A 22,743-nucleotide genomic window follows, 5' to 3' on the forward strand; every position below is an offset into this window, starting at 1 on the left:
ATTTTTCCGTTATTACCATGAATGGACATAGGATCAGAAAGTCACATTTACTCCTACCAAAAACATCTGTGGCCTCACATAAGGGCTTGAATATTCATTGGCCTTGGAAGGGTTTTCGGGATCTATGCCGGTATATTTATCATCTCCCCACCATTTTTTGATGTTGACGATATTCTGTGCATTGACATATAACCTGCACTGCTGCATTCCGAGGTTGGATATAAGGCTTTGTGGAAAGGTATAGCCCAATTCTATGTGCCTAAGCTTCAAGTATGATCCGGATTCCATAAAATAGGTAGAAAGCCGTCTTTCGTCATTGGGGTTCATGAGCGATACCGCTGGAATGGTGGATGTATTGTTTTGGGGTGTCCAAGCGCCCAACAGACGGGTAGCGTGGTTAAAGCCCTGCTGGGTCCACACATTCCAAAAATCGCTGTAGGTCTTCCAGTCATTCCTTACGGTGTTGCCCTTGACACCCTGCCAAAACATGGAGAAGTCAAAGTAACCATAACTTGCATCTACATTGAGCCCATAGATAAAATCCGGATCGCTCACGCCTATCCAGGTACGGTCATGCTCCCAAGTGATCCGGCCATCATTGTTCATGTCCCGGTAACGGATCCTTCCCAAGCCTTTGCCTGGCTGTTCAGGGGAATTGTCCACTTCCTCCTGAGTGGTAAAAAGCCCGTCTGCAATAAACCCGTAGAAGGAATTGAGTGGCCTGCCCAGGATATCATCATCCAGCCCGTTTCCTCCATAGGTGAACTTAACAGATTCCGGAAGATCATCGATCTTGTTTCGATAGGTACTGATATTTCCGGTTACGGAATAATTGAGCTTACCGACATGGCCGTGATAGGTCAGTGCAGCTTCGATGCCTTTATTGGTCATGTTGGCGGCATTGATCCATCGGTATCCGCCCTCTCCAATGGCCCCAAGGTACGGTGGTTCGTACAGCATTCCGTCCGTATATTTATGGAAATAATCCACTGAACCGGACAGGGCACCCTCCATCAACCCGAAGTCCAGGCCAATATCCGTCTGCCTGGTGGCTTCCCAGCGCAGGTTTGCATTGCCCGTATGCACCTTGCGATAACCGGAATAAAGCTCCCCTGTCTCGTTCCCTGCCAAACCATAGCTGGTTCCGTGATGCCCGGAAAAGTAGGCTGCATCATAAAAATTCACCAGGGCATTGGTCGGAATATTGCTGTTTCCGTTTTGGCCCCAGCTCGCCCGTAACTTTAGGTCACTGATGAGATCATTGTCCTTTAAAAAATTTTCCTCACTCAATCGCCATCCTGCTGATACGGCCGGAAAAAATCCAAATTGGTTATTCGTGCCAAACTTGGATGACCCATCATACCTTAACGTGGCAGATAGCAGGTACTTGTCCGAATATACATAGTTAAACTTACCAAAATAGGACAGCAAAGACCACTGATCACCTCCCCCGTTGACTTCTTGGTTTCCCGTGGCCGCATTGAGGAAGGCATAATCATAGTTTTCCAGTTCGATGTCCCTTCTATATCCATTCAGGTCTTGAAAGTTGTACTCCACGGTCTCCATACCGGCGAGTACATCCAGTTTATGGTTTTCGGCTTCCAGGTTATACGTTAGGGTATTGGTCCAAGTGGTGGTCATGTTCTGGCCCCAATAGCTCCTTACGCCGTTATTGATATCCTGTCTTCCACCGCCTTCTTCCCAGGTAAAATCCAGGTTACGGTAATTACTAGCACCGTAATCAATGCCGTAAGAGGCCCTAAAGGCAAAATTTTTCAATAAGGTAAGATTGGCGTAAATATTCCCCACTACTTTATTGGTATAACTGTAATTGTCCTTGTTCATCGTGAGCATACGGACGGGGTTGTTATAGTCATCCATTCCCAGCCTGGTGGCCGATCCTCCCCATCCCCCATCGGTCGTATACACCGGCACGATCGAAGGCATCGTCATAAAGGAGTGGCTTACGTTTTGGTCATTCATTTTGATATTGGACAGGGACATATTTTCGCCTATGGTCAGCCTGTCCTCGATAAGGTTATACTCGGAATTCAAGCGGATGGAATATCTCCTGAACATGGTATGGATCTGTGTTCCCTGGTTTTCGTAATAATTCAGGGAAAAAAGTGTTTTGGCCCTTTCCGAACCATGTGATAGGGACAGTTGCTGGTTGTTTTGGATACCCAACTGCGATCCTTCTTCAAACCAATCCGTATCGGCGGAAGGCATGGTCTGCTCTTCATTTAGCCATTCCAAGGGCGCCACATTGTCCAGGACGGCATTGCCGTTGGGGTCAGTGTGCCAATCGTAAGTATAGATCTGGGTCATTAGGTTCGGATCCTGGCCATCATTGATGGCAGCCTGCCAGAGCGTGGCACCGTACTCCTGTGTATTCATCATGTCCATCCTGTTCATAAAACTGGACACACCAAAAGACCCATTGTACATCACCTTGGTCTGTCCTTCCTTGCCTTTTTTGGTCTCGATCAAGATCACCCCGCTGGCGGCACGGGAGCCATAAATACTGGCCGATGCAGCATCTTTGAGCACTTGGATGGATTCGATGTCCTGGGAGTTGATATCACGCAGATTGAGATTGGTCGGCAGACCGTCCACTACCACCAATGGAGGAGCTGATCTCATCGAAGTGAGTCCCCTTATCTGGACATTGACATTTCCCACAGGACTACCATCCGTGGTGATATAAACACCTGCTAGTCTACCCTGAAGGCCTTGCATCACATTGGCATAACTGTTTTTTTCTATTTCTTCGGTGGATACCGCGGCAATGGCACCGGTAAGGTCCGCTTTCCGTTGGGTCATGTACCCTGTCACCACTACTTCTTCGAGTTGTGCGGTATTTTCCTTTAGCTGAATATTGATGGTGCTTTGGTTTCCCACTGCCATCTCTTGGGTAGAATAGCCAATAAATGAAAACACCAAGGTCGCTTCCCCTTCCGGCACTTCAATGCTGTAGTTGCCGTCTATGTCACTGACAGTCCCCGTAGTAGTGCCCTTTACCAGCACCGACACACCGGGCAAAGTCACACCATCCTCATCTGTGATCTTTCCCGTGACGGTTTTTTCAAGCTTGGAATACATCTTTCCTGTCCAAGCCCCCTCTTTGCTTTCATTCGCATACGCTTCTGCGCTAAGAGAACCTATAAGCCAAAACGAGCCTACAAGCAATAAATGGCAATAGTACCTTTTGCCATAAGGTTGATAAAATTTCAATTTCATAATCTGGTTATTTATGGTTTGTGTTAATTGCAATTTATATTAAGTTAATCGATTAACTAATAATTAATAAATCTGATTTTTCCTTACACGGTTTCCTCCACAGGCATCTTAAAATATCCTCTCTATGCTGATTTTTTAATTTTTAATGGTGAATTCATCGCCTGTTGGGGATAGGCTATTTGAATTTTATAGGGAGATATTTCTCATTATTATAAATGAATTTTCAAGGATGTAAATTAATCGATTAACTAAATTTCTTATAAAAAAGCCAACAACTTGGCCAATACCTTAATTAATTTCACAAATGATCATTACTATTTATAAAAATATCAAATCGTCATATAATATGCAAAAATATATTCTGTTTTTTCACATCGTTTTATGCAAAATGGTGAATTAGACCTAAAACAAGGTAATCAACTGCTTTTGAGCCCGTTAAAGCTTCACCAAATAGTTTTGTATCTACCGGTTCCTTCGACTATGCACAGGAACCGGTAGATACAAAACATTCACCAATCCCGGATTCATCTACTTCGCACCTCATACTTCACACCTCGCTCTTCAACCTACTCCTTCCTAACCAAGTAAATTTTCTTTATTTCAAGGTGATTTGATGCCCCGTCACCTTCTTTTACATGAAAGGTTAGCGTGCTGGTCTGGGCAGTAAAGTATACCTCCCCCAGTTTCCGGTCCTTGACCAGCTTTTCCTCCGGTTTTTTGCTACTGATCCAATCACTTACCCTTTGTTGACGTTGCCACACTTCGAAGTCAGCTCCATCAGGTTTTTCAAAATACGAAAGGTATACTTCATACATTCCCTCTGGAATGCCGTCCAATTCAAACCGGGCCTGCCCGTCAGGACTGCAGGTCATTTGTACCCCTCTCTTCCGTTCTATTGCCAGGCTTCCATTCACCTGAACGTCCACCAGCTCTGGATAAAAGGTATGCTCTTTTGGCAAAACAGTAGAAAGCAGCTCTCCCTCTGGGACCATACCAGCCCTGCCCAGTGGTGAATCCGAGTAATAATAGGCCACACTGGTATAGTCCACCGGATAGCTGTTCCCTTCCGGGCCATGTTCTATTCCCATATAAAGCTCCTCCTCGAAAGGGATCTTATCGCTTAGATAAAACCTGTACCCGCCGGTTCGGGCCATCCGGACAGAATAATCCAGCGAACCGTGGATGGGCAAGCTTATGCCTTTGTCCCACCTATCGGGTATGGCATACCACCCACCGTTAAAATAATCCTCAGAGCCCGTGCCGTGTATGGTCATTTTCCCGTCTACCCGTGTGGAGTCATCCCCTTCGAAAAAAAGGGTCATTTCAGCCTTAAGGCCTTGGGTCAAGAATGTTGTGCCCACATAATGGCCAGCTCCTTTAAGATTTGCAAAAGTATAATACTCCCCGTTTTCGGGTTCTATTTCCCGCCTCCAAGAGGCGTAAAACTTCCCTTCCATGACTTTGTCCCTTGCCTCGGGCACCCAATGCACCACCGCTGTAAACTGCTTTTCGACTTGACCGGTCCCTGCTCTCTTATGATATTTGACAGCAATATTGGCCTTTTCATCATAGGGAAAGGGCAAATAGCAATAGTGGAAGCCATCATAACTTCCCATCAGCATCCCTCTCATGGAGGGGGTGCCATAGGCATAACCAAAAAAATCGGCCACAGGCACATCGATGGCCTTGGTGGATTCCCCGTCCCATGTGGCCTGAAGCACCAAGTCTTTCTCCAAGCCCGTAAAAGCAGCATCGGATTTCAGTTCCAATCCCACAATCCTTCCCGGAACGCTTTTGTCAAAAATCTCTCCAGACTCCCCGGGCGTTAGACGAATGGTTTTCTCTGTCGTTTGGTAGTCCAAATCCTTTGCATTTGGAAACGCTGCCAATTGTGGCTTCTTGATGTCCCATATCGCATTCACCTCCTCAATGGCTCCGCTCAATTTCCGGGCGCCTGCCTCCGTGTAAGTAGATACGGACTGCCCCGGTAACATCCGGTACTGGATCTGATGAAACATGATCTTTTCACCGGTGAAGACAATTTTACAGGATTTGGCAAAAGGGATGGGAAAATAGGTGTAGAATCCCCCAATTTCATTGCCGCTCATTGGCCTTAAAAAGGGATATACCTGGCCTGAAAACAGGTCCTCAAACCTGATTACCAATCCCGGCTCATCATTTCCATCAAAATAGAACTTCAAGGTATCCGCAGTGGGCGTAGGTGTCCAGATCCGGTTGATCACACCAGGTCCGTCAAAATCTGCCAGTACCAAACCGTCCTCTTCCTTTCTGATATAGGAGTATGTACCGTTAAAGCCATCATCGTTACCCCCAGTGGTATCATAACTGCTCACTTGTCCGATCATGGTCCCCTGTCGGTAGGTCGGCAATAGGTCCGGCCGTGCCAGTGACATGATCTCGGCTTCCCAGTCAAATTCTTGCGCAGATAGCGACGTGCTGATCAGGCACGATAACGTCAATAGAACCAATAAATATTTCATAAATGGTTATTTTTGGATTTTTAAATAATCTATTTTCAGCGTTCTTCCTTTATTTTTTTCACCTTTCCAGACGAGTTTGATTGTATTGGTTTCGCTGTCCCCTAGCGCAGCCTTTCCTAGATAAACCTCTTCCACCCTAATTCCTTCCTGATCAATAAAACAGTCGATAGGATCCATCTCTTCCCCGTTTATCACTAGTATAAACTCCCCTCCTTCTTTATTTTTAATGACGTTTGCATAAACTTTGTACCTTCCATTTTCATAATCAGAAGGAATCCGAAGATCCAATTCATTGTCTTTTTCGGGCGCAGCATTCCATAAGAGGACCTTATGTCCGCTTATTGCTGTGTACAGTTTTTCATTTGCCCAAGAATCGACGGTCGCCCAGCCTCCTGTATTCTTTTCTATTGCCAGCTCCTCACCCTCTACGACACCTTCTTCCCGATAGACTTCATATGGGGTTTCAAATCCATACCGCTCCTTTACCGCCACCCTCTTCAAAGGATCTTCTCCCCCTGGCTCTAAGTACCAATACACAACAGTGGAATATTGGGTAGGCCAGTTGTTTGGAAAATATTTTTCCAAATAGCCCTGAAAAGATTGCTGGAACGGGATATTGTCCGTTATATGCCATCTGTTCATGGGCTGGTATCCCATATTGTCATTGTCCATCGATTGGCTGTGAAATGCCTGCTCGAATTCGGTGGGGTCACACCAGGCATAGCCAAAATAATCCTCGGTTCCCGTACCAAAAATGGAAGGAAACTTTTCCCCATCTATGAAAAACTTTTCATCTCCCTCTCCCCACCACCAATGGCCCGGACCGCCCAGGCTACAGCTGCCACCTTTGGGATTCCATACTGTCAACTGTGTGCCTACGAATCGCCCACTTCCCTGAGTTTCCAGTAATGTCCAATCAGGCCACCTCTCTTTTGGCAAGTTCTTTAAATCCCGGTGCCACTTGGCATGGAACCTGCCTATTTCATCCTTATTGAAATCTTCCAAATCGTCTTTTTCCACCTCTAGGAAAATCTCTATGTCCTCATCAAAATCATTGGTGACAGTTATCTCTGCCCCATCCTCAAACGGCATATACCAATAACTGTACATCCATTCTTCTGTCATGCCCATGGGTAGTGTCTTGTATAGATTCTTTCCTGGAGCGGAGCCAAAAAAATCTCCCAACGGAGCCCACACTGCATCTTCATTGCTTCCATCCCACCTCATGCTGATGGTCACTTTTCTCATGGCCTCTGCACGCTTCTTTTCATCTTTGATATCCATTCTTATCTTTAGCGAGGCAATAGCTCCGGAACCTTCAATGGAGAGTAGGTTTTCCGCATGTCCAGCCGGAATTTTTTCCTTTGCCCGTATGGACTCAAACTCCCCTTTTTGATAGGGAGAGTTACCCATCTTATGGGTGAAGAAATCATTTACCTCTTTTAATGCTGTTCTGGCATTATCGCTTAGTTCTGCCGTGTAGGATTCCGTTGTTTTCCCATCGGCAAAACTGATGTAATTGAAATGGTAATACTGCCCCCATCCCGGATCGGCCACGACCTTACAGGAGGTATTGTAAGTAATGGGCACATAATTGTTAAAACCCCTTGCATTGGTTTCATAAACAAGTGCCGGATACTCAAAAGCCGGGATACTCGGTTTAAAATAATCGATAAAGGGAAGGTCGATGACAGGCTGCTCATTGCCATCGATATATATTTTCACATGCCCTTTGGCAGGACTTGCCGACCAAATCCGAACAATAGCCCCAGGACCTTCCATCTCTGCCAACACCTCCTTGTCCCCTTCTTTTCTGATGTATTGGGGCTTGAGCCCATCTATATTGGCATCCCAGTTAATGAATTTTCCAGATTCGTCGATTTTACTCTCCCGATCATAACTGGACCACATAGCACTTTTCTCACCATGCCCAGGTAGTTTTGCCAAAGCTTTCATATCCATAAGACGGCGCACCACTTCTTCGTATGCTACTTCTTTTTCTTCGCTCGTTCCACAGGAATAAAAAACAACCATTACAAGTAAAAACATACATTTACGTACACTTTTAAATAAATCCATGATTATTATTGAGTTTAGGTATTCTTTCGCCACTAGTTTTCTGTTTTATCTGATTGCCGAACAGGCTTCAGTTGATTATAGATGGAATCTAAATTATTTACCCCATTCCTCGGATCACTTCGAATTTACCCCCACTTTTCTGCCCAAGGTTTCTTCCAACAGCTCATGAAGTCCCTTGGCAATCTCCAGTTGTGAATTGTAAACATTTTCATGCTGATAGGGGTCTTTTTCCAAGTCATAAAGCTGCGCAGGAGCGGCATTTGGCTTTATTTCCCCATCTTCTATATCGCTGTTTTTTTGGCCGGTAAAAGGGAAAGCGGCAGCCCCTCCAAAAGCATGGTCACCCTCGTGAATGGCCTCAAAGCCTCCACCTCCCTGACCCGAAATATACATCCACTTTCCTTTTCTAATGGCAATGTTCTTTGGCTGGGCGGGGCTGATGACCAAGTGGTCGCGGATAGGCTCCGCTGGATCACCTGTCAAGGCCTGAAGGATATTGTAACTGTCCCGGGCCTCGTTTCCGTTGAGCTTATACCCTACCAAAGCTGCCATAGTTCCCAAAAAATCAACATTGGAGACCAATTCATCCGAAACGGTGCCCGCAGGGATCATCCCGGGCCACCTTGCGATCATTGGCACTCGGTGGCCACCTTCCCAGGCATCGAATTTAAAACCCAGCAAGGGGCCATTCTGATGGTGGCCTGCCCGGTAGGCATCCTGTCCTCCCTGGTTCAGCATACCGCCATTGTCACTGATCAGGATCAAAAGGGTATTTTCCGCTAGGCCCTCTTCTTCCAGGGTACGCATCACTTCTCCCACGATCCAGTCCAGCTCATGGATAAAATCCCCATAGCGGCCCGCCTTACTTGTTCCGATAAAACGGGGTGCTGGAGTAAAGGGATGGTGGATATTGGTGGTGGCATAATAAAGGAAAAAAGGCCCTTCCTTATGTGTTTTGATCCACTCCAGTGCCTTGTCCTTTAAGGTGGTGCCCACCATCCTATCATCGTATTGCTGGTGGGCAGCCCTTCCTCCTCCGATATCGGCCAGACCAAATTTTTCGGGAAACCACCTCGTTTCCGCTTGTCGTCCATAGATAAGAGGATCATCCGGTGTCAAGCCCACCACGTGATGGTTTTCCACGTACACAAATGGCGGGTGGCTGTTCAATACCGGCACCCCAAAATAGTAATCAAACCCAAATTCCAACGGGCCGGGCTTTAGCGGCTTGTTCCAGTCCACTGGGCTTTCATTACCAAATCCAAGGTGCCATTTACCTATGATCCCTGTGGCATAACCAGCGGACTTCATCACTTTCGCTATGCTCATCTGGCTGGTGTCCAAGACAGACGGATGCCTTAAAAATATAGCGCTGTAAAAATCCTTCCTACTGGGGTACTCCCCTGTGATCAGGGCATACCTGGAAGGAGAACAGACCGCTGCGGCGGCATGTGCATCGGTAAATTTTCGCCCCTGGCTGGCCAGTTTGTCGATATTCGGCGTTCGGACCATCGTGGCACCGTTCACACCGATGTCCCCATACCCAAGGTCATCTACATTGATGATGATGACGTTGGGTGCTTTTTCTGCCCATTTCTCTTGAGCAATTGTATTATTGATTGTAGCCCAAATGAAAGCCAATACAAGAATTATAAGCGGCAATTTACGTCTCATTACGGTAGTATAATTAGGTTAAATAGGTCTATTTATGCTGTCTTATTTCCAACGAAGCCAATGGACCCAAATCATTTGAAGGCTTGTCATAATAGAAATATGCCAACGTAGTTAGGTCGTCACTCCTGTAAAAATTGGTCCATCCCTTGGGTGCATTTTCAAAGCTAGCTCCTTCTTCCTCCAATAATTTCAGAAACCCTTCTGGCCAACTGACAGTGACAGGGACCAGCTTGGCCCCATCGACCAGCATTGCTTTCACTTTCTCCCGAGGAGCTCCGCCCATTTGCTGGATGGTCACTTTTATATCCTGATGGAAATAGACCGGATCAGGAACGTGAAATCTATAAAAGGCATATCTTCCTTCTTCCACATCGTTTATTGGCGCTCCTTGGTAGTGGTTGACAAACTTGCCCTGGCCATATGCCGTACCAATATAATCCTCTGTGCCACTGCCCACTAAAGTAGGAAACTGGCTGTCTCCATCCAGGTAAATCTTGACTTCGCCTTCGCCCCACCAAGTTTTGCCATAATCCGGATGTGTATTAAGGCCAAAACCCACACCTAGAAACCTGCCATTTCCTTCCAGTTTCGGCAGGATCACGTGGTCTTCGCCCAATGTGGTAGCCGTATCCCGGTGCCAGAATGCATGGAAATATCCCACATCGCCCAAATCGGCATCAGATGTTGTAATGTTGATATCGTAAAAAAGAGCTTCTAAATCAGTATCAGATTCATTTGTAATGGAAATTTTAGCACCTTTTTTAAATGGCATCGGGATAATGCAATTAAATGACCTTCCTTCTGGATCTGAAAAAAAGGCATTTTCCATAGGAACTTTTTCCCCTAACATCGCTCCAAAGAAATCTCCCAATGGAACAGAAACGGCGGGCTTCTCTTTTCCATCCCAGTACATCTCCAATTTGAGCGACCTTAACATTTCTGGACTCCGGTCACTGATGGTCATCCACATCCTGCGCACCACACCTGCCCCTTCGGTTTCCAAAATGACTTGCGTTTCCCCGGCTTTTATGGCATCCGCGGGGTGCCCTTTTGCTCCCTTGTTCTCCATCCCGCCTTTTCCTTTCAGGCCTTGGAGGTTTTCAAAACTAAACCACCTTGTTTTTACATCCTTTTTGGGAAGGTCATATAGTTCTTGGCCTTGACCGATACTTGGTGCAAAAAATATCATGACAGATACAATCGCACAAAAACCAAGTATTTGATTATTTTGAATATAATTTTTCATTCTTTCCATAGATTTAAGATTACTTCATCCAGTTCATAATAAGTCCGTAATTTCCTTTTGCTTCCTTATCGTCCATCGGCACCACCCCGAAAACAAAGGTATCCCCATTTTTAAAGGGTTCGTTCAGTTCGAAATTCTCAAAGGATATTCCTCCGGGAATAGGGCTTTCGCTGGCCCAATAAGCCCACCGGCCATTTACAAGTCCTTTTAGTTGATCGGAAGGATCGGGCTTCTTCCAATACTGCACGGCCTTCTTTCCGTAATATTTCCAATGTTCATTGGTTCCCTTCGTGTAAGTGGCTTCCTCTGGCTCAGTTTCATCAGGCGTGGCGACAAAATAGGCATTCCCACTGCTGTCCCTCAGCATATTATCTACCGGTGTGGTGTCATGGGAAGTAAAATGCACGTCTTTATACCCTTCCCATATCTTCTTGGAATACTTCACAGTGTCTTTCAGGTACAATTTCCGCAGCCGTGCAAAATTGCCCATGGTAGCCGTGATGATGAATTTTTCCAAGGGTTTAGAATCAGGTACTGCATATGTTTTGATTTCCACTTCATAGGGCCTGTCTTCATAGAAGCGCAGCCTCACATACACCTTTGCACCATTGTCAAACGGTTCCGAAAAAACAAACACCGTCAATGTCCCAATTCTATCTACTTCCTCAATGATCCCTGATGCGGGTGCTGTCTCGTCCCTTGGTACACTTGCAAGGGAATCATTCGCACTCCAAAAACGCTTCCCGCGGACACCGTCAAGGGAACTCATTTCCAATTCTGAAAACCCACGTTGTTCATTTCCTTTTACTATGGGCTCCATCGCAAAAAAATTAACCATCTTTGCCGTCTTATGGCCCAAATAGGGCGCATAGACGTTCATCAATCCCCTAGGGCCCGGCATGGGCGAAATGCCGATTTGGAGGCCATTTGCATGTCCCCAGATCGGCTGGGCCTTTCCATTTGCTGAAGGCTGAAGCCAGGCTCCATTGGTTTCAGGAGGGGCCAATTCCTGCCAGCTCACAGTACCTTTGGAAGACTGACAGGCATTCCAGGCCAAGGCCAGTAGCAATAAAGCACTTGAAGAAAAGGATTTCGCTTTCATTTTGCTATTTATTTTGCTGCCGTAGCATTATCTTCCATGATCTTTATGGCCACCCCTCCTCCCGCTGCCAATTGAACGGGAAGCTGATCTCCCTTTTTGACCTGACGGTGGCTAATTTCCAGGGCATTGGGGTCTTCAACTGTCTTTTTGGTATCTTGGTAGATGGTGGCCTGATAGCTCTTGGAATCATCCAGAAAATCTAACTCCAATGTCAAGGATCTTTCTTTACTGTTATTGATTCCTCCCACAAACCATGCTTCCCCTTTTCTCCTTGTGATCACCGCATACTGTCCCAATTTGGCAGTCGGAACCACTGTCTCGTCCCAAACAGTGGGCACCTCCCTGATAAAATCAAACCCCTCCTGCCCCTTATAGGCATCCGGGTAATCGGCGACCATATTCAGGTAACTTTCCAATACCACGTACATGGCGAGCATATGGCACCGCGTCCCTCCCATCAGTGGTCGGGTATACTGGGTTTTGAAAGCATCTTCATTGGTTGCCCTAAAACCTCCCAAATGGTAATCAGAAGCTCCGGCGAGCATTCTGGTAAAGACGATGTCCAGGTCATGCTCTGGTGTCAAGGGAGATGGCAGCCATTTGTTTTGCTCATAATTATAGGTACCCTCTCTGGTGAGTTCATTCGGAAAGGTGCGGTGAAGTCCTGTGGGTTTGTGCGCTCCATGAAATTGGATATAAAGGTGGTGCTTGGCGGCTGACTGTAGGATTTCCTCTTGAATCTTGACCATTTCCTGATCGTCCCTGTTCAGAAAATCCACCATCATGCCTTTGATCCCCCATTGTTCAAATTGGCTAAAAGCTTCCTCCAACTGAGGATAAAGTGCCTCCCAATGTACCCATACATGGATACCCACACCCTTGGAGGCCGCATAATCACAGATCTGCTGCATATCCAGACTGCTTACCGTTTTGGTAAGATCAGCATAGGAGCCCGGCTGTCCGTAACTCGGCCAATCATTTGGATACCAAGCAAATCCTCCATACCCGATCACTGCATGGTACTCAATATCATTGGCCGCACAAAAATCAATGTAATATTTATTGAAGTGAAAATTGGCCCCAGGTGCAAAGGTGGTGTCCGGCATAATGTCCCCGTTCCACCAGTGAAACGACGTTTTGCCCGGTTTGAGCCATGACCAATCGTCCGTTTCTGGTGGATCAGCCAGATTGGTTAGGATATTTGAAGCGATCAGATCACCGATTTTATGGCTGATCATCATTACTCTCCAGGGAGTCTTATGGGGAAGGTTAGCCTTCACCTTTACCTTTTCTTGTCCTGGGAGTGGAGAAAGGGCTGTATGAAGGATCCCTTCTTTGTCCTTTGTAAGGTACATCCCCGCATAGTCCCTTAAATTGGCTTCCGTGATGGCCATAAGGGTTCCATTGTCATATTCGAACAAACTGGGAACGTCCACCAAGGTATCTTGCTTCACTTCGCTCAACAATGATTTTTGGTATAGCCCCTCATGGCTATTGTGATAATGACCCCAAAGCAAAGCGGTAACTTCCGGGTCTCCCGACAACACAAATGAACTCTTTTCATCCAAAAGAACGTAATTTTGCCAGTTTTCCTGCTTTGGAAATTCATGTCGAAAGGCCACACCATCATCAAACACCCGGAATCTCAATAGCATTTCCCGCCCTTTTTCGTTCTTTTCCAATAATGGTACGGCGAGTTCTCCATACGTATTCACGACCTTTTTAGCCTTGCCCACTACCAATTCGTACTCCTCTTCCACCGTCTTGATATTGGCCTTGCCCCATTGGGAATGGACATAGTTCCACTTTTCCTCAAAATCCAGTTCCAGCGTGCTGGCTGCCACCAACTCCTCCCCTTGAAAGGTGACCGAATAAGAGGGTATTCCCTTGTCCAAGCTTACGGCAACTTCAAATGTACCATTTGGAGAGGATACGGATAGGGTTTCTTGGGCTTTGGCATGGGTACACCAGATGAGCAGTAGAATGAGCACAATGGGCTTTATGGGATGTGGCATGGTATAGGTTTTAGTGAATCGAAACTATTGTTAAGTTATGTATAGTTTGTGATTTGTCAAGGGTCTCGACTCCGCTCGACCTGACTACACCCTGTCACCTTGAGTGGAGTCGAAAGGTCATCTAGCGATTAACTTAACACTACGCTATTTCCCCATCGTGGGGCCTTCGGTATTCAGCACTTTGGGAATACGCTCTTCTACAGAAGGCAATGGAGGGAAAGGCTTATGAGGACCGGTCTGGTACCAATACCCGACTGTATAGTAATTGTCCGACCGGTGATTGGCATGCCCATGCTCAATGGTCATCTTGATGGATTTTTCGAAAGTAATGGGCGATTCCTTGTGAAAGCGGTATACCGTCCACTGTGCCCCACGGTCATCACCACCGTTTTTGGGGTTTCCATAGCCATCATAGTCGAAAGTAGGCTGTTCATTTCCAAATGGATTGATACCACATCCTCCATAGCACCATGCGCCAAGGTAATAATCTTCTGCACCGGTTCCCCAGATTTGCGGACTGGTCTCCCCGTCGATAAACACCATCTCATCACCTTCGCCCCACCAGTCGCCTTGGTTTTGGATGATCGAATGGGTCACTCCAAGAAAATGTCCTTTTCCTTCGGCTTCCATGATCACATAATTGCCTTCTCCGGTTTTGTTTTCATGGTTGTTTATCTCGGGATCCCCGTTTCGCTCCCAATCGGACGACCATCCGTCTGTCGGGGTTTCCTGTCTGTATTGGGCATGGAAGTAGGCAGTGTTTTCGGGAAGCTGCTCGTGTTTTTCCCAGTCGATATTGTAGTAGAATGCGTCAATGGCCTGCTCTCCTTCATTAGTAATGGTGATTTTTGCTGATTTTCTGAAAGGCATGGGAAACGAGGCATTCAGCGCCCTTTGTGACCCTACAGAGGTGTATTCCGATTCATACAGAAAATAGCGCCCAAGGCCCAATCCAAAAAAGTCTCCAATGGGTGTCTCCACGCTGGGACTTTCCTCACCATCCCAGTACATTCTAAGGACAATTTTCTTCAAGTGATAAGGTTCCCCACTAGCTATGGTCATCCAGATATGCCTTATGATACCTGGTCCGGTTACTTCTCCGATTGTTCGGGTTTCATTTGGTTTGATTTTGTTTTTCCAGTTTCCATCGTCATTTGCACCGGAGGTGTCATAGCTGGAAATACGCTGGGAAGTGTAATTTTTCAGCATGAAAATTTCACCTTCTTCTTGTGCCATGGTCAAATGGGAACAGACCATGAGGCAAAATAACGCCAACAAGCCTTTCGTTAAGGTTTTCATAGGTAATTGGTTTTTGGGTTAAATGTATGATTTAAGTGTTTTTGGTCTCATTGCTTGTTCTTCGGCAAATGCCGCCAGTTCCAAGTAGTCAGGATAACGTTCCTTGTACCACTCTACATTTTCCTTTATGGGGCGGTAGGTGCATTTTGTACTGGCAGCCATAATATTCATCGCCGTATGAATATCAGGTTGGATTCCTGCTGCCACAGCCGCATATATTGCAGCCCCTAATGCGGGAGCCTGCTCTGCTTCAGACACACTTACGGGAATGTCGAGCACATCGGCAAGCGTCTGCATGACCAATGGTGACTTGAGGGCCACTCCTCCCATGCCAATGACATGGTCTATGCCAATGCCTTCTTCTGCAAACCTATCCACGATTTTCTTGGACCCAAAGCAAATGGAAACCACCAATGCCTTGAAAAGCCTCACAGCGTCAGTGCCCATGCTTAGACCCGCTAATGCTCCTTTTAGGTTTTGGTTGGCATCGGGCGTCCTCCTGCCATTGATCCAATCCAATGCAACGGGCAATGTTTCGGTCAATGGCAATTCCGAAGCTTCCTTAGAAAGCTTTGCAAGTAACCTGTCTTCCATCGATTTGATCAGGTCTTCCTTTATGGACCTCTCCAATTCATTTTGACCACGGATCAGCTCAATGGATTGTTGCAGGATCAATGATTTCAACCAGGCCAAAACATCCCCAAAGGCCGACTGCCCCGCTTCCAACCCAACCATATTGGGTAAAATGGCCCCTTCCACTTGGCCACAGATCCCACGGATGGCACGATCGCCCAAACGTTCCACTGACGCTACCATCATATCACAGGTGGACGTACCCATGACCTTAACCAAGGACATATCCTTTATGCCACCTCCCACGGCACCCGCATGAGCATCGAGGGTGCCCACCGTCACCAGTGTAGCCTCAGAAAGCCCAAGTCTTTTGGCCCATTTGGTGGATAGCGTACCTGCGGATTGGTCTGCTGTGAAAGTGTCCGAATATAAGCGGTCCCTTAAATCCGCCATGAGGGGACTGAGCTGCCCCAAAAAGGCTTTTGAAGGCAGTCCGCCCCAAACCGGATGCCACATGGCCTTGTGGCCTGCAGCACATCTGCTCCGTTTTAGATCTTCTAGTTTATGGCAGCCTACCAATTCCGCTACTACCCAATCACAATGCTCCAACCACGAATGGGCAGAATTGGCCACTCTTGGGTCATGGCGGATAATGTGCAGGATCTTTGACCAAAACCATTCCGAAGAATAGATACCGCCGGAATATTTGGTATAATCCTCACCGCCCCAAGTATGGCAAAGTGCGTTGATCTCTTCGGCTTCCCCAACGGCTGTATGGTCTTTCCATAGTACTACCATGGCGTTGGGATTGTCAGAAAATTCAGGCGTAAGGGAAAGTGGGAAAAGTCTATCATTTACAGGAACAGGTGAAGAGCCCGTGGTATCCACCCCAATGGCCCTGACACGAGACCTGTCCACACCGCTGCTCTCCAACACACCCAAAATAGTCGCCTCCAAGCCCTCGAGATGGTCCAATGGATGCTGGCGAAACTGGTTCTTGATGGCTTCGCAGTACCGGCCTTCCAACCACCGGGAAAATCCATACACATCACTGGCCAATACACGTCCATTGCCTGCATTGACCAAGCTGGCCCTTACCGAATCCGTGCCGTAGTCAAGCCCAATCACATAAATTGCTTCTTTGCTAAAACTCATGATCAAGCGCTCATTTTGGGTTGGATTTTCCTAAAGGCATAAGCAAACACCGCTACCACCACAAAGCACACAAACGGCACAAAGTAGGAAAGCTTAATGGATCCCGTTAGATCAGAAACTTGGCCTTGGACAGCCGTCAGCACTGCACCTCCCAAGATCGCCATGATCAAACCGGAACCGCCCACTTTGGTATCTTCGCCCAGCCCTTTGAGCCCTATTCCGTAAATGGTCGGAAACATCAGTGACATAAATCCCGACACCATTACCAAGGCAATAACAGCAGGAAGTCCAGCCCCAAATATCACCACCAAACTGCTTATCCCCGCACCCATTCCAGCATACATCAGCAGTCGCTGCGGACTGACCACCCGCATCAAGGCCGTAAAGATGAATCTGGAGAACGAAAAGAGAATAAGTGCTCCCAAATAATACGAGGACGCATCATCCTCATTAAGTGCCAGCTCCTCCATCACATAGCGAATGGTAAAGGACCAAACGCCTATTTGTGCACCCACATAAAAAAACTGTGCCACTACCGACCAATAATAATGAGGGATTCTCAAGAGCCTTTTTAGACTTGATTTCAAGTGCAGTTTTCGACCATTATCACTCCCAGCGGGCATTTTCATTACTTTGATCAATATCCACAGGACCACCAAAAACAGCGCAACGCCCACATATGGCCCCATAACAGCCGTAAGCTCTTCTGATTGGATGGCCTTTAGTTCGGCGGAATCCATGATTTTACGGTCTTCTGCACTGATAAAGTTCAACTGGGAAAGGATAAATGCCTTGCTCAAAAATACGCCCGTGATAGAACCTATGGGATTGAAAGCCTGGGCCAAATTAAGCCTTAATGTGCCCGTATCTTCATTTCCCATGGAGATGATGTAAGGATTGGCAGTTGTTTCCAGTATGGAAAGCCCACCGGCCAGGACGAACAATGCCACTAAAAAATGGCCATACTGCATCGTGATGCTGGCGGGATAAAACATCAAGGCTCCGGCGATAAACAATCCCAAACCAAGTACTACGCCCGTTTTATAGGTGAATTTTTTAATAATTATCGCTGCGGGCAAGGCCAAAAGAAAGTAAGCCCCGTAAAAAGCCAACTGGATCCAGGAAGTCTGGAAATCGGTCATGCTCATGATTCGCTTAAAAGCTGCCAAGAGCGTATCGGTCATATTATTGGCCAGCCCCCACATAAAAAAGAGGCTGGTGATGACCACAAAGGCCCATTTGCTGCCTTCTCTAATTAAGGGCACTTTGGTATTTTCAACGGTTTTTAAGGTATTCATAGGGTGGTTATTGGGTTATTTGCTATTGGGTATGGAATTATGGGGCAATCAGTATTCGATAAGCTGCAGTATGCTGGATACTGGCCACCAAATACTGATTGCCCAAAAGGTCAATACAAGGCACCATAAACCCTGCACGCCCTGTAATCCGCACCTTCCTTGTCCGTCCCGAAGGAATTCCAAGCAGAAGGCCTGAAGATGTCGGCATCATCTACATTGTGCATGCAGATGGGGATCCGTAACATCGCCGCCAAGGTGATCAGATCCTTTCCGATATGGCCATAACTGATGGAACCGTGATTGGAGCCCCAATTGAGCATCACCGAATATACATCTTTGAACGCATCCTTTTTTTCATCCAGACGTGGCACAAACCAAGTGGTAGGCCAAGTCCTGTCCGTCCGCTCATCCAATGTCTGGTGCACCTTTTCCGGCAAATCAATGGTCCAGCCTTCGGCAATCTGGAGGACAGGACCGATTCCCTTGGTGATATTGACCCTGCACATGGTCACTGGCATGCCTCCACGGGTCAAAAAGCCCGATGAAAAACCCCCGCCCCTGAAGTAATCGTTATTGGCAGGATACCAAGTGGTGGCCTCTAGGCATTTTTCCACCTCTTTATCGGTGATTTCCCAGAAGGGTTTCATTACTGGAGCACCGTTTACTTCTTGCTGGCCAGTTCCGTCTAGGGTACAGGACCCTGAATTGATCAGGTGAATGAACCCTTGTTGGGCTTTTCCTTCTGGAGCCCATCCAGTGACACGCTTGACGGCATCGGGACTCCAGTAAGTTCGGACATCGGCAAAAATCTGGGCAGTATTGGTGAGGAGGTTCCCAAACAGCATGGAAACGCCATTGAGCGAATCGTTCTCGGTGGCAACGGTATATGGTGCCCTTATCCCATTCCAGTCAAAGGATGAATTCAAGATGGCTTCGGAAAAGTCTCCATTTGGAAGAAAATCTGTCCACTGTCGCTGCCCTTGGAAACCCGAAAGCAGGGCGTTGTGGCCATTGGCTTCTTCTTGGTGCCCCATATCTTCCAGCACTTTGTTTCCGGTCATCAAGTCCCTTATGATCAAGGTCATTTTGGTCACGTATTCCCAATCGTCATCTTTTTGCTTTCTTGGGCGCTGCTTCTCCTGGGCATTGAAGTCCTCTCCTTCTTGGCAGTTTTCCCTCACCCATTTTATTGCACGGTCAAATTCCTTTTGGTCAAAAATCTTCTTTTCTATCCTTCTGATAATCTCTGAGGAATCTATAAATTCATTGCGCATGCCCAGATACCGCTGGAAGAAGTCCATGTCGATCATGGAGCTCGCTATCCCCATGGACACCGAGCCAATGGACAGGTAGGATTTGCCTTTCATCTGCGCCACTGCCAAGCCTGCTTTTGCAAAAAGCAGCAGTTTGTCCTTTACATCGCTGGGGATGGTCTTGTCTCCGATATCCTGCACGTCCCTTCCATATATTCCAAATGCTGGCAGTCCCAGTTGGTTATGGCCTGCCAAAGCTGCAGCAAGGTAAACGGCTCCCGGTCTTTCGGTGCCGTTAAACCCCCATATCGCCTTGGGGACCTGTGGATCCATGTCGATGGTTTCTGTGCCATAGCACCAACAAGGGGTTACGGAAAGGGATACCCCGACATCCTCCCTGCTGAATTTTTCTGCACACATGGCGGCTTCCTTCACACCTCCGATGCATTTATCGGCGACCACTGTCTTTATGGGGGTGCCGTCTGGGTAACGGAGCTCTGCCTCATACAGGGCAGCCACCCTTTTGGCCATTTCCATGGTGGTCTCTTCCAGCGATTCCCTAACTCCCCCATACCTGCCATCAATGATGGGTCTGATGCCTATCTTTGGATAGGTGATACAATGTTTCATAATCTTTGGTTAGCTTGTTTTTGTCTGTATTATCTTATTGTTGTTTGGATCTTTTCTCTGTTTACATCTGTACCTTATCAAGTAGAAAGCCCTATATAAGCTATTCTATTGCTGTCTTGATGGTTTCCAAGTCTACTCCCAATACCTTTTTGGCTATCCTGTCCAGCCCAGCCTCCTCGCCACTGAAGTGATACACCCAATGCCGGTGGCCCAAGCGCTCTCCCGGCGCCAAAAATGCAGCAGGAGATACGCTTTCTATTTCATAAAAGGGGCCCATCTGGCTTCCATCCTCGAGGGGTCCGTCGTTGTAGGCATTTACAGCATCGCCTTTAAGGGCGTCCACATCCGGTTTCCACTCTTGGTTAAGGTAGATACCCTCCTTGTCCAGATCAAAGCGGGTAATCGTCAATACACTATTTTCGGCATCATAGCTTCCCGCCACCTCCGTGGCCCTGTCCGGTGCCAGACCGAGTTTTCCCCTGGATTTGCCATCCGCTTTAAAGTACAGGACTCCGTCTTTGTGTAAAATACGGTCCTCACTGATCTCTCCAAAATAGTCGGTTGTCGCTACCTTGGATTTGGCCGATTGGTCATAGGGAATGACGACGGTAGTGGCTGGTGAAGGCCTGAACATATCCAAAATCCATATGCAAGGCGCACCGGTTTCGGCTGTCCAAGCTGTATCTCCCACATTCTTTATATTGTTTTCGGTGAGATATCCCACAGCTTTTACATTCGTGTCCCGCAAGCTTTCATCAGCCAACTCACCTATTTCCTCTTGTGAAAGCAATGAAATCTTCCGGTCGATCTTGATGTCAAGCTGGTGGCCTTGGTAGTTTTGGAGCTGGGTTTCCTTGCTCAGTGCCACTGATGTTTGATCCTTGTTCACAATGTTCCAGCTTTCTGTATCGATAGATGCCGGCGTAAACCAGTTTTCGAAGACCATCTCCTTGTCCGGTGCAAAATACAGCGAATAGGGGCCGCCTTCCGGCCCCAGCCAAAACCTGTTCTCACCTCCGTAGGCATTCATATGCTTGTCCACAGGACCGTCAAAGGCATCATAGTTTACCCAACCATAACTTCTGCCTTGCGGACCTTCGGCAGAGGAAGTGAACACTTTTCCCTGATATTTGGCAGACACCAGTACCATGGCCTCTCCCCCTTCGCCATGAAGGGTTATCAGGTCACTGTCCCAGTCTTCCAAAAATGCCTGGTCAAAGCCTAAGGTACCCTTATTGGGAGCCTTCGGCTGAGTTGTTTGTTTTTTTTCTTTTTCCGAATTGCAAGATGACATGGCCATAAGCAAGAAACCTGCTCCAAAAAGAACTTTAAATAAGGTCATAAGCGGCTAAATTAATTGACTTCCAGTTCATTGGCTGAAGGGAGCTTGGGAAATGGCGCATGAGGCTCTGCCTGGTACCAGTAAACGACAGAGCTGATGTCTGATTGCTGTTGCAAATAACGGTGGTTACTTCTCCACCCCAAGTCCTGAATGGTCACTTTGAGCTCTTTTTCAAAGCGGATAGGATCCTGTACGTGCCACCTGTACATCCCAAACCGTTGTTGCGAATTATAAAGACCATCTGGCCTTATGACCTGGTGAAGTCCAGCATAGGCAGTGGTAAATTCCTCGTACTGATGGGTTTTCTTGTTCTCAAAATTATAAGAACCTAAAAAGTAATCTTCGGTACCTGTCCCAGCGATCGTAGGAAATTCCTTGTCACCATCCATATAAAACTTGATTTCTCCTTCTCCCCACCAACCTCTGTTGTTCACTTGCCAAGCGATATAGGTTCCGACATAATGTCCCTTCCCCTTAATACCGTCCACCAATGTGTGAATGGCCCCCTCAGTAGGATGGCTCCTTCTAAACTGGGCATGGAAATATGCGGCATCATCCGGTACCTCTGTTAAAGTATAGTCAATCTGGTAATACAGCCTCATTTCTTCATGGCCGATATTTTCCATGGTAATCTTGACCTTTTCTCGAAAGGGCATCACCCAATAGCAGTTGAAGGCACTTCCAGGGTTTACAGTAATCGGTAGTGAGTTCAGTGGGGCATATTCTTGCCAGCCCATGCCGAAGAAATCTCCAACGGGCACTTCCACAGAAGGCTCTGTTTCGTCATCATAATATATTCTTAGGATAGAATAGCGCCAGTTTCCAGTAGGTGTCATCCAAATGTGCTGAATAGCTCCCATATCATCGATTTCGGCCAATGTAAATGTCTCTCCTTCTTCGATGATTATGAAGGGATTTACTTTCCATCCCTGGCCCAGCTCCCTTGCTACATCGCCAGCATTTCCTTCCTCCAAGGTGGCCATGCCTCCTTTTCCCGGTTCCCCTGTGAAATTCTCTGGACTTATGGACCTTGTTTTGGCATCTGAAAGTCTATAGAGGTTTCCAAGGTTCATCTCCAAACCGTTAAATTCTTTTTGGGCTAGGAGTACAAACGGGGCTAAAAAAAGCAATAGGATGAGTTTGAACTTTTTCATAGGTTATTTTTGGTTATAGATTATTAGAAATTCAAGGTTAATTTCTTTGAATAATTTTACTTAATCGTTTAACATTTGTGGGACAGATTCAACTTAGGAATAACTTCCCATCTCCATTCTCCACGGACGCTTATCAGAAGTTGGCCCATCTCAAGGAAACCCACCGCTGGTAGTTATGGGAC

Annotated in this window: 13 protein-coding genes; all 13 read right to left on the reverse strand. The window is 46.9% G+C overall.

The genetic code is table 11. From position 1 onward, the window contains the following. Window positions 1-33 precede the first annotated feature (33 nt). The 13 genes from FDP09_RS20825 to FDP09_RS20885 all read right to left on the reverse strand — a co-directional run bounded on the left by FDP09_RS20825 (window position 34) and on the right by FDP09_RS20885 (window position 22,561). Window positions 34-3,240 (reverse strand): SusC/RagA family TonB-linked outer membrane protein, encoded by a 3,207-nt coding sequence (locus tag FDP09_RS20825; protein WP_137404446.1) that lies wholly within the window; start codon window positions 3,238-3,240, stop codon window positions 34-36. A gap of 566 nt (window positions 3,241-3,806) precedes the next feature. Continuing rightward, window positions 3,807-5,741, reverse strand: a complete 1,935-nt coding sequence (locus FDP09_RS20830; RefSeq protein ID WP_137404447.1) for a glycoside hydrolase family 172 protein — start codon at window positions 5,739-5,741, stop codon at window positions 3,807-3,809. A 6-nt stretch (window positions 5,742-5,747) separates the two neighbouring features. Next, window positions 5,748-7,790: a glycoside hydrolase family 172 protein gene (locus tag FDP09_RS20835; protein ID WP_187328732.1), complete on the reverse strand. Its 2,043-nt coding sequence runs from the start codon at window positions 7,788-7,790 to the stop codon at window positions 5,748-5,750. Between the two features lie 144 nt (window positions 7,791-7,934). Further along, entirely contained in the window at window positions 7,935-9,494 is a 1,560-nt protein-coding gene (locus FDP09_RS20840; protein ID WP_137404449.1) for a sulfatase family protein, read from the reverse strand. A 28-nt stretch (window positions 9,495-9,522) separates the two neighbouring features. Beyond that, the gene (locus FDP09_RS20845; RefSeq protein WP_137404450.1) at window positions 9,523-10,740 is read right to left on the reverse strand and encodes a glycoside hydrolase family 172 protein; all 1,218 of its coding nucleotides are present in this window, start codon (window positions 10,738-10,740) and stop codon (window positions 9,523-9,525) included. Between the two features lie 19 nt (window positions 10,741-10,759). Continuing rightward, a complete protein-coding gene (locus tag FDP09_RS20850; RefSeq protein WP_222840303.1) occupies window positions 10,760-11,842 on the reverse strand; it encodes a hypothetical protein in 1,083 nt (360 codons plus the stop codon). Between the two features lie 8 nt (window positions 11,843-11,850). Then, entirely contained in the window at window positions 11,851-13,857 is a 2,007-nt protein-coding gene (locus tag FDP09_RS20855) for a glycoside hydrolase family 97 protein (protein ID WP_137404451.1), read from the reverse strand. Window positions 13,858-14,001: 144 nt separating this feature from the next. Further along, window positions 14,002-15,156 carry a glycoside hydrolase family 172 protein gene (locus FDP09_RS20860; RefSeq protein ID WP_137404452.1) on the reverse strand — a complete coding sequence of 385 codons (1,155 nt, stop codon included), beginning with the start codon at window positions 15,154-15,156 and terminating at the stop codon, window positions 14,002-14,004. Between the two features lie 18 nt (window positions 15,157-15,174). Next, a complete protein-coding gene (locus tag FDP09_RS20865) occupies window positions 15,175-16,884 on the reverse strand; it encodes a ribulokinase (protein WP_137404453.1) in 1,710 nt (569 codons plus the stop codon). A 2-nt stretch (window positions 16,885-16,886) separates the two neighbouring features. Further along, entirely contained in the window at window positions 16,887-18,182 is a 1,296-nt protein-coding gene (gene fucP, locus FDP09_RS20870) for an L-fucose:H+ symporter permease (protein WP_137404454.1), read from the reverse strand. A 110-nt stretch (window positions 18,183-18,292) separates the two neighbouring features. Then, the gene (locus tag FDP09_RS20875; protein WP_137404455.1) at window positions 18,293-20,065 is read right to left on the reverse strand and encodes an L-fucose isomerase; all 1,773 of its coding nucleotides are present in this window, start codon (window positions 20,063-20,065) and stop codon (window positions 18,293-18,295) included. Window positions 20,066-20,165: 100 nt separating this feature from the next. After that, window positions 20,166-21,407: a DUF6786 family protein gene (locus tag FDP09_RS20880; protein ID WP_137404456.1), complete on the reverse strand. Its 1,242-nt coding sequence runs from the start codon at window positions 21,405-21,407 to the stop codon at window positions 20,166-20,168. Between the two features lie 11 nt (window positions 21,408-21,418). Then, window positions 21,419-22,561, reverse strand: coding sequence for a glycoside hydrolase family 172 protein (locus FDP09_RS20885; RefSeq protein WP_137404457.1), 1,143 nt, complete (start codon window positions 22,559-22,561; stop codon window positions 21,419-21,421). Window positions 22,562-22,743 lie beyond the last annotated feature (182 nt).

The organism is Echinicola rosea (genome assembly GCF_005281475.1).
In the GTDB taxonomy this organism is placed as follows: domain Bacteria; phylum Bacteroidota; class Bacteroidia; order Cytophagales; family Cyclobacteriaceae; genus Echinicola; species Echinicola rosea.

Bases quoted from the DNA above. Each gene is read 5' to 3' on its own strand.
- FDP09_RS20875 (WP_137404455.1), bottom strand. From the start codon at position 20,065: ATGAAACATTGTATCACCTATCCAAAGATAGGCATCAGACCCATCATT.
- FDP09_RS20865 (WP_137404453.1), bottom strand. From the start codon at position 16,884: ATGAGTTTTAGCAAAGAAGCAATTTATGTGATTGGGCTTGACTACGGC.
- FDP09_RS20835 (WP_187328732.1), bottom strand. From the start codon at position 7,790: ATGTTTTTACTTGTAATGGTTGTTTTTTATTCCTGTGGAACGAGCGAA.
- FDP09_RS20855 (WP_137404451.1), bottom strand. From the start codon at position 13,857: ATGCCACATCCCATAAAGCCCATTGTGCTCATTCTACTGCTCATCTGG.
- FDP09_RS20850 (WP_222840303.1), bottom strand. From the start codon at position 11,842: ATGAAAGCGAAATCCTTTTCTTCAAGTGCTTTATTGCTACTGGCCTTG.
- FDP09_RS20845 (WP_137404450.1), bottom strand. From the start codon at position 10,740: ATGAAAAATTATATTCAAAATAATCAAATACTTGGTTTTTGTGCGATT.
- fucP (WP_137404454.1), bottom strand. From the start codon at position 18,182: ATGAATACCTTAAAAACCGTTGAAAATACCAAAGTGCCCTTAATTAGA.
- FDP09_RS20885 (WP_137404457.1), bottom strand. From the start codon at position 22,561: ATGAAAAAGTTCAAACTCATCCTATTGCTTTTTTTAGCCCCGTTTGTA.
- FDP09_RS20840 (WP_137404449.1), bottom strand. From the start codon at position 9,494: ATGAGACGTAAATTGCCGCTTATAATTCTTGTATTGGCTTTCATTTGG.
- FDP09_RS20830 (WP_137404447.1), bottom strand. From the start codon at position 5,741: ATGAAATATTTATTGGTTCTATTGACGTTATCGTGCCTGATCAGCACG.
- FDP09_RS20825 (WP_137404446.1), bottom strand. From the start codon at position 3,240: ATGAAATTGAAATTTTATCAACCTTATGGCAAAAGGTACTATTGCCAT.
- FDP09_RS20860 (WP_137404452.1), bottom strand. From the start codon at position 15,156: ATGAAAACCTTAACGAAAGGCTTGTTGGCGTTATTTTGCCTCATGGTC.
- FDP09_RS20880 (WP_137404456.1), bottom strand. From the start codon at position 21,407: ATGACCTTATTTAAAGTTCTTTTTGGAGCAGGTTTCTTGCTTATGGCC.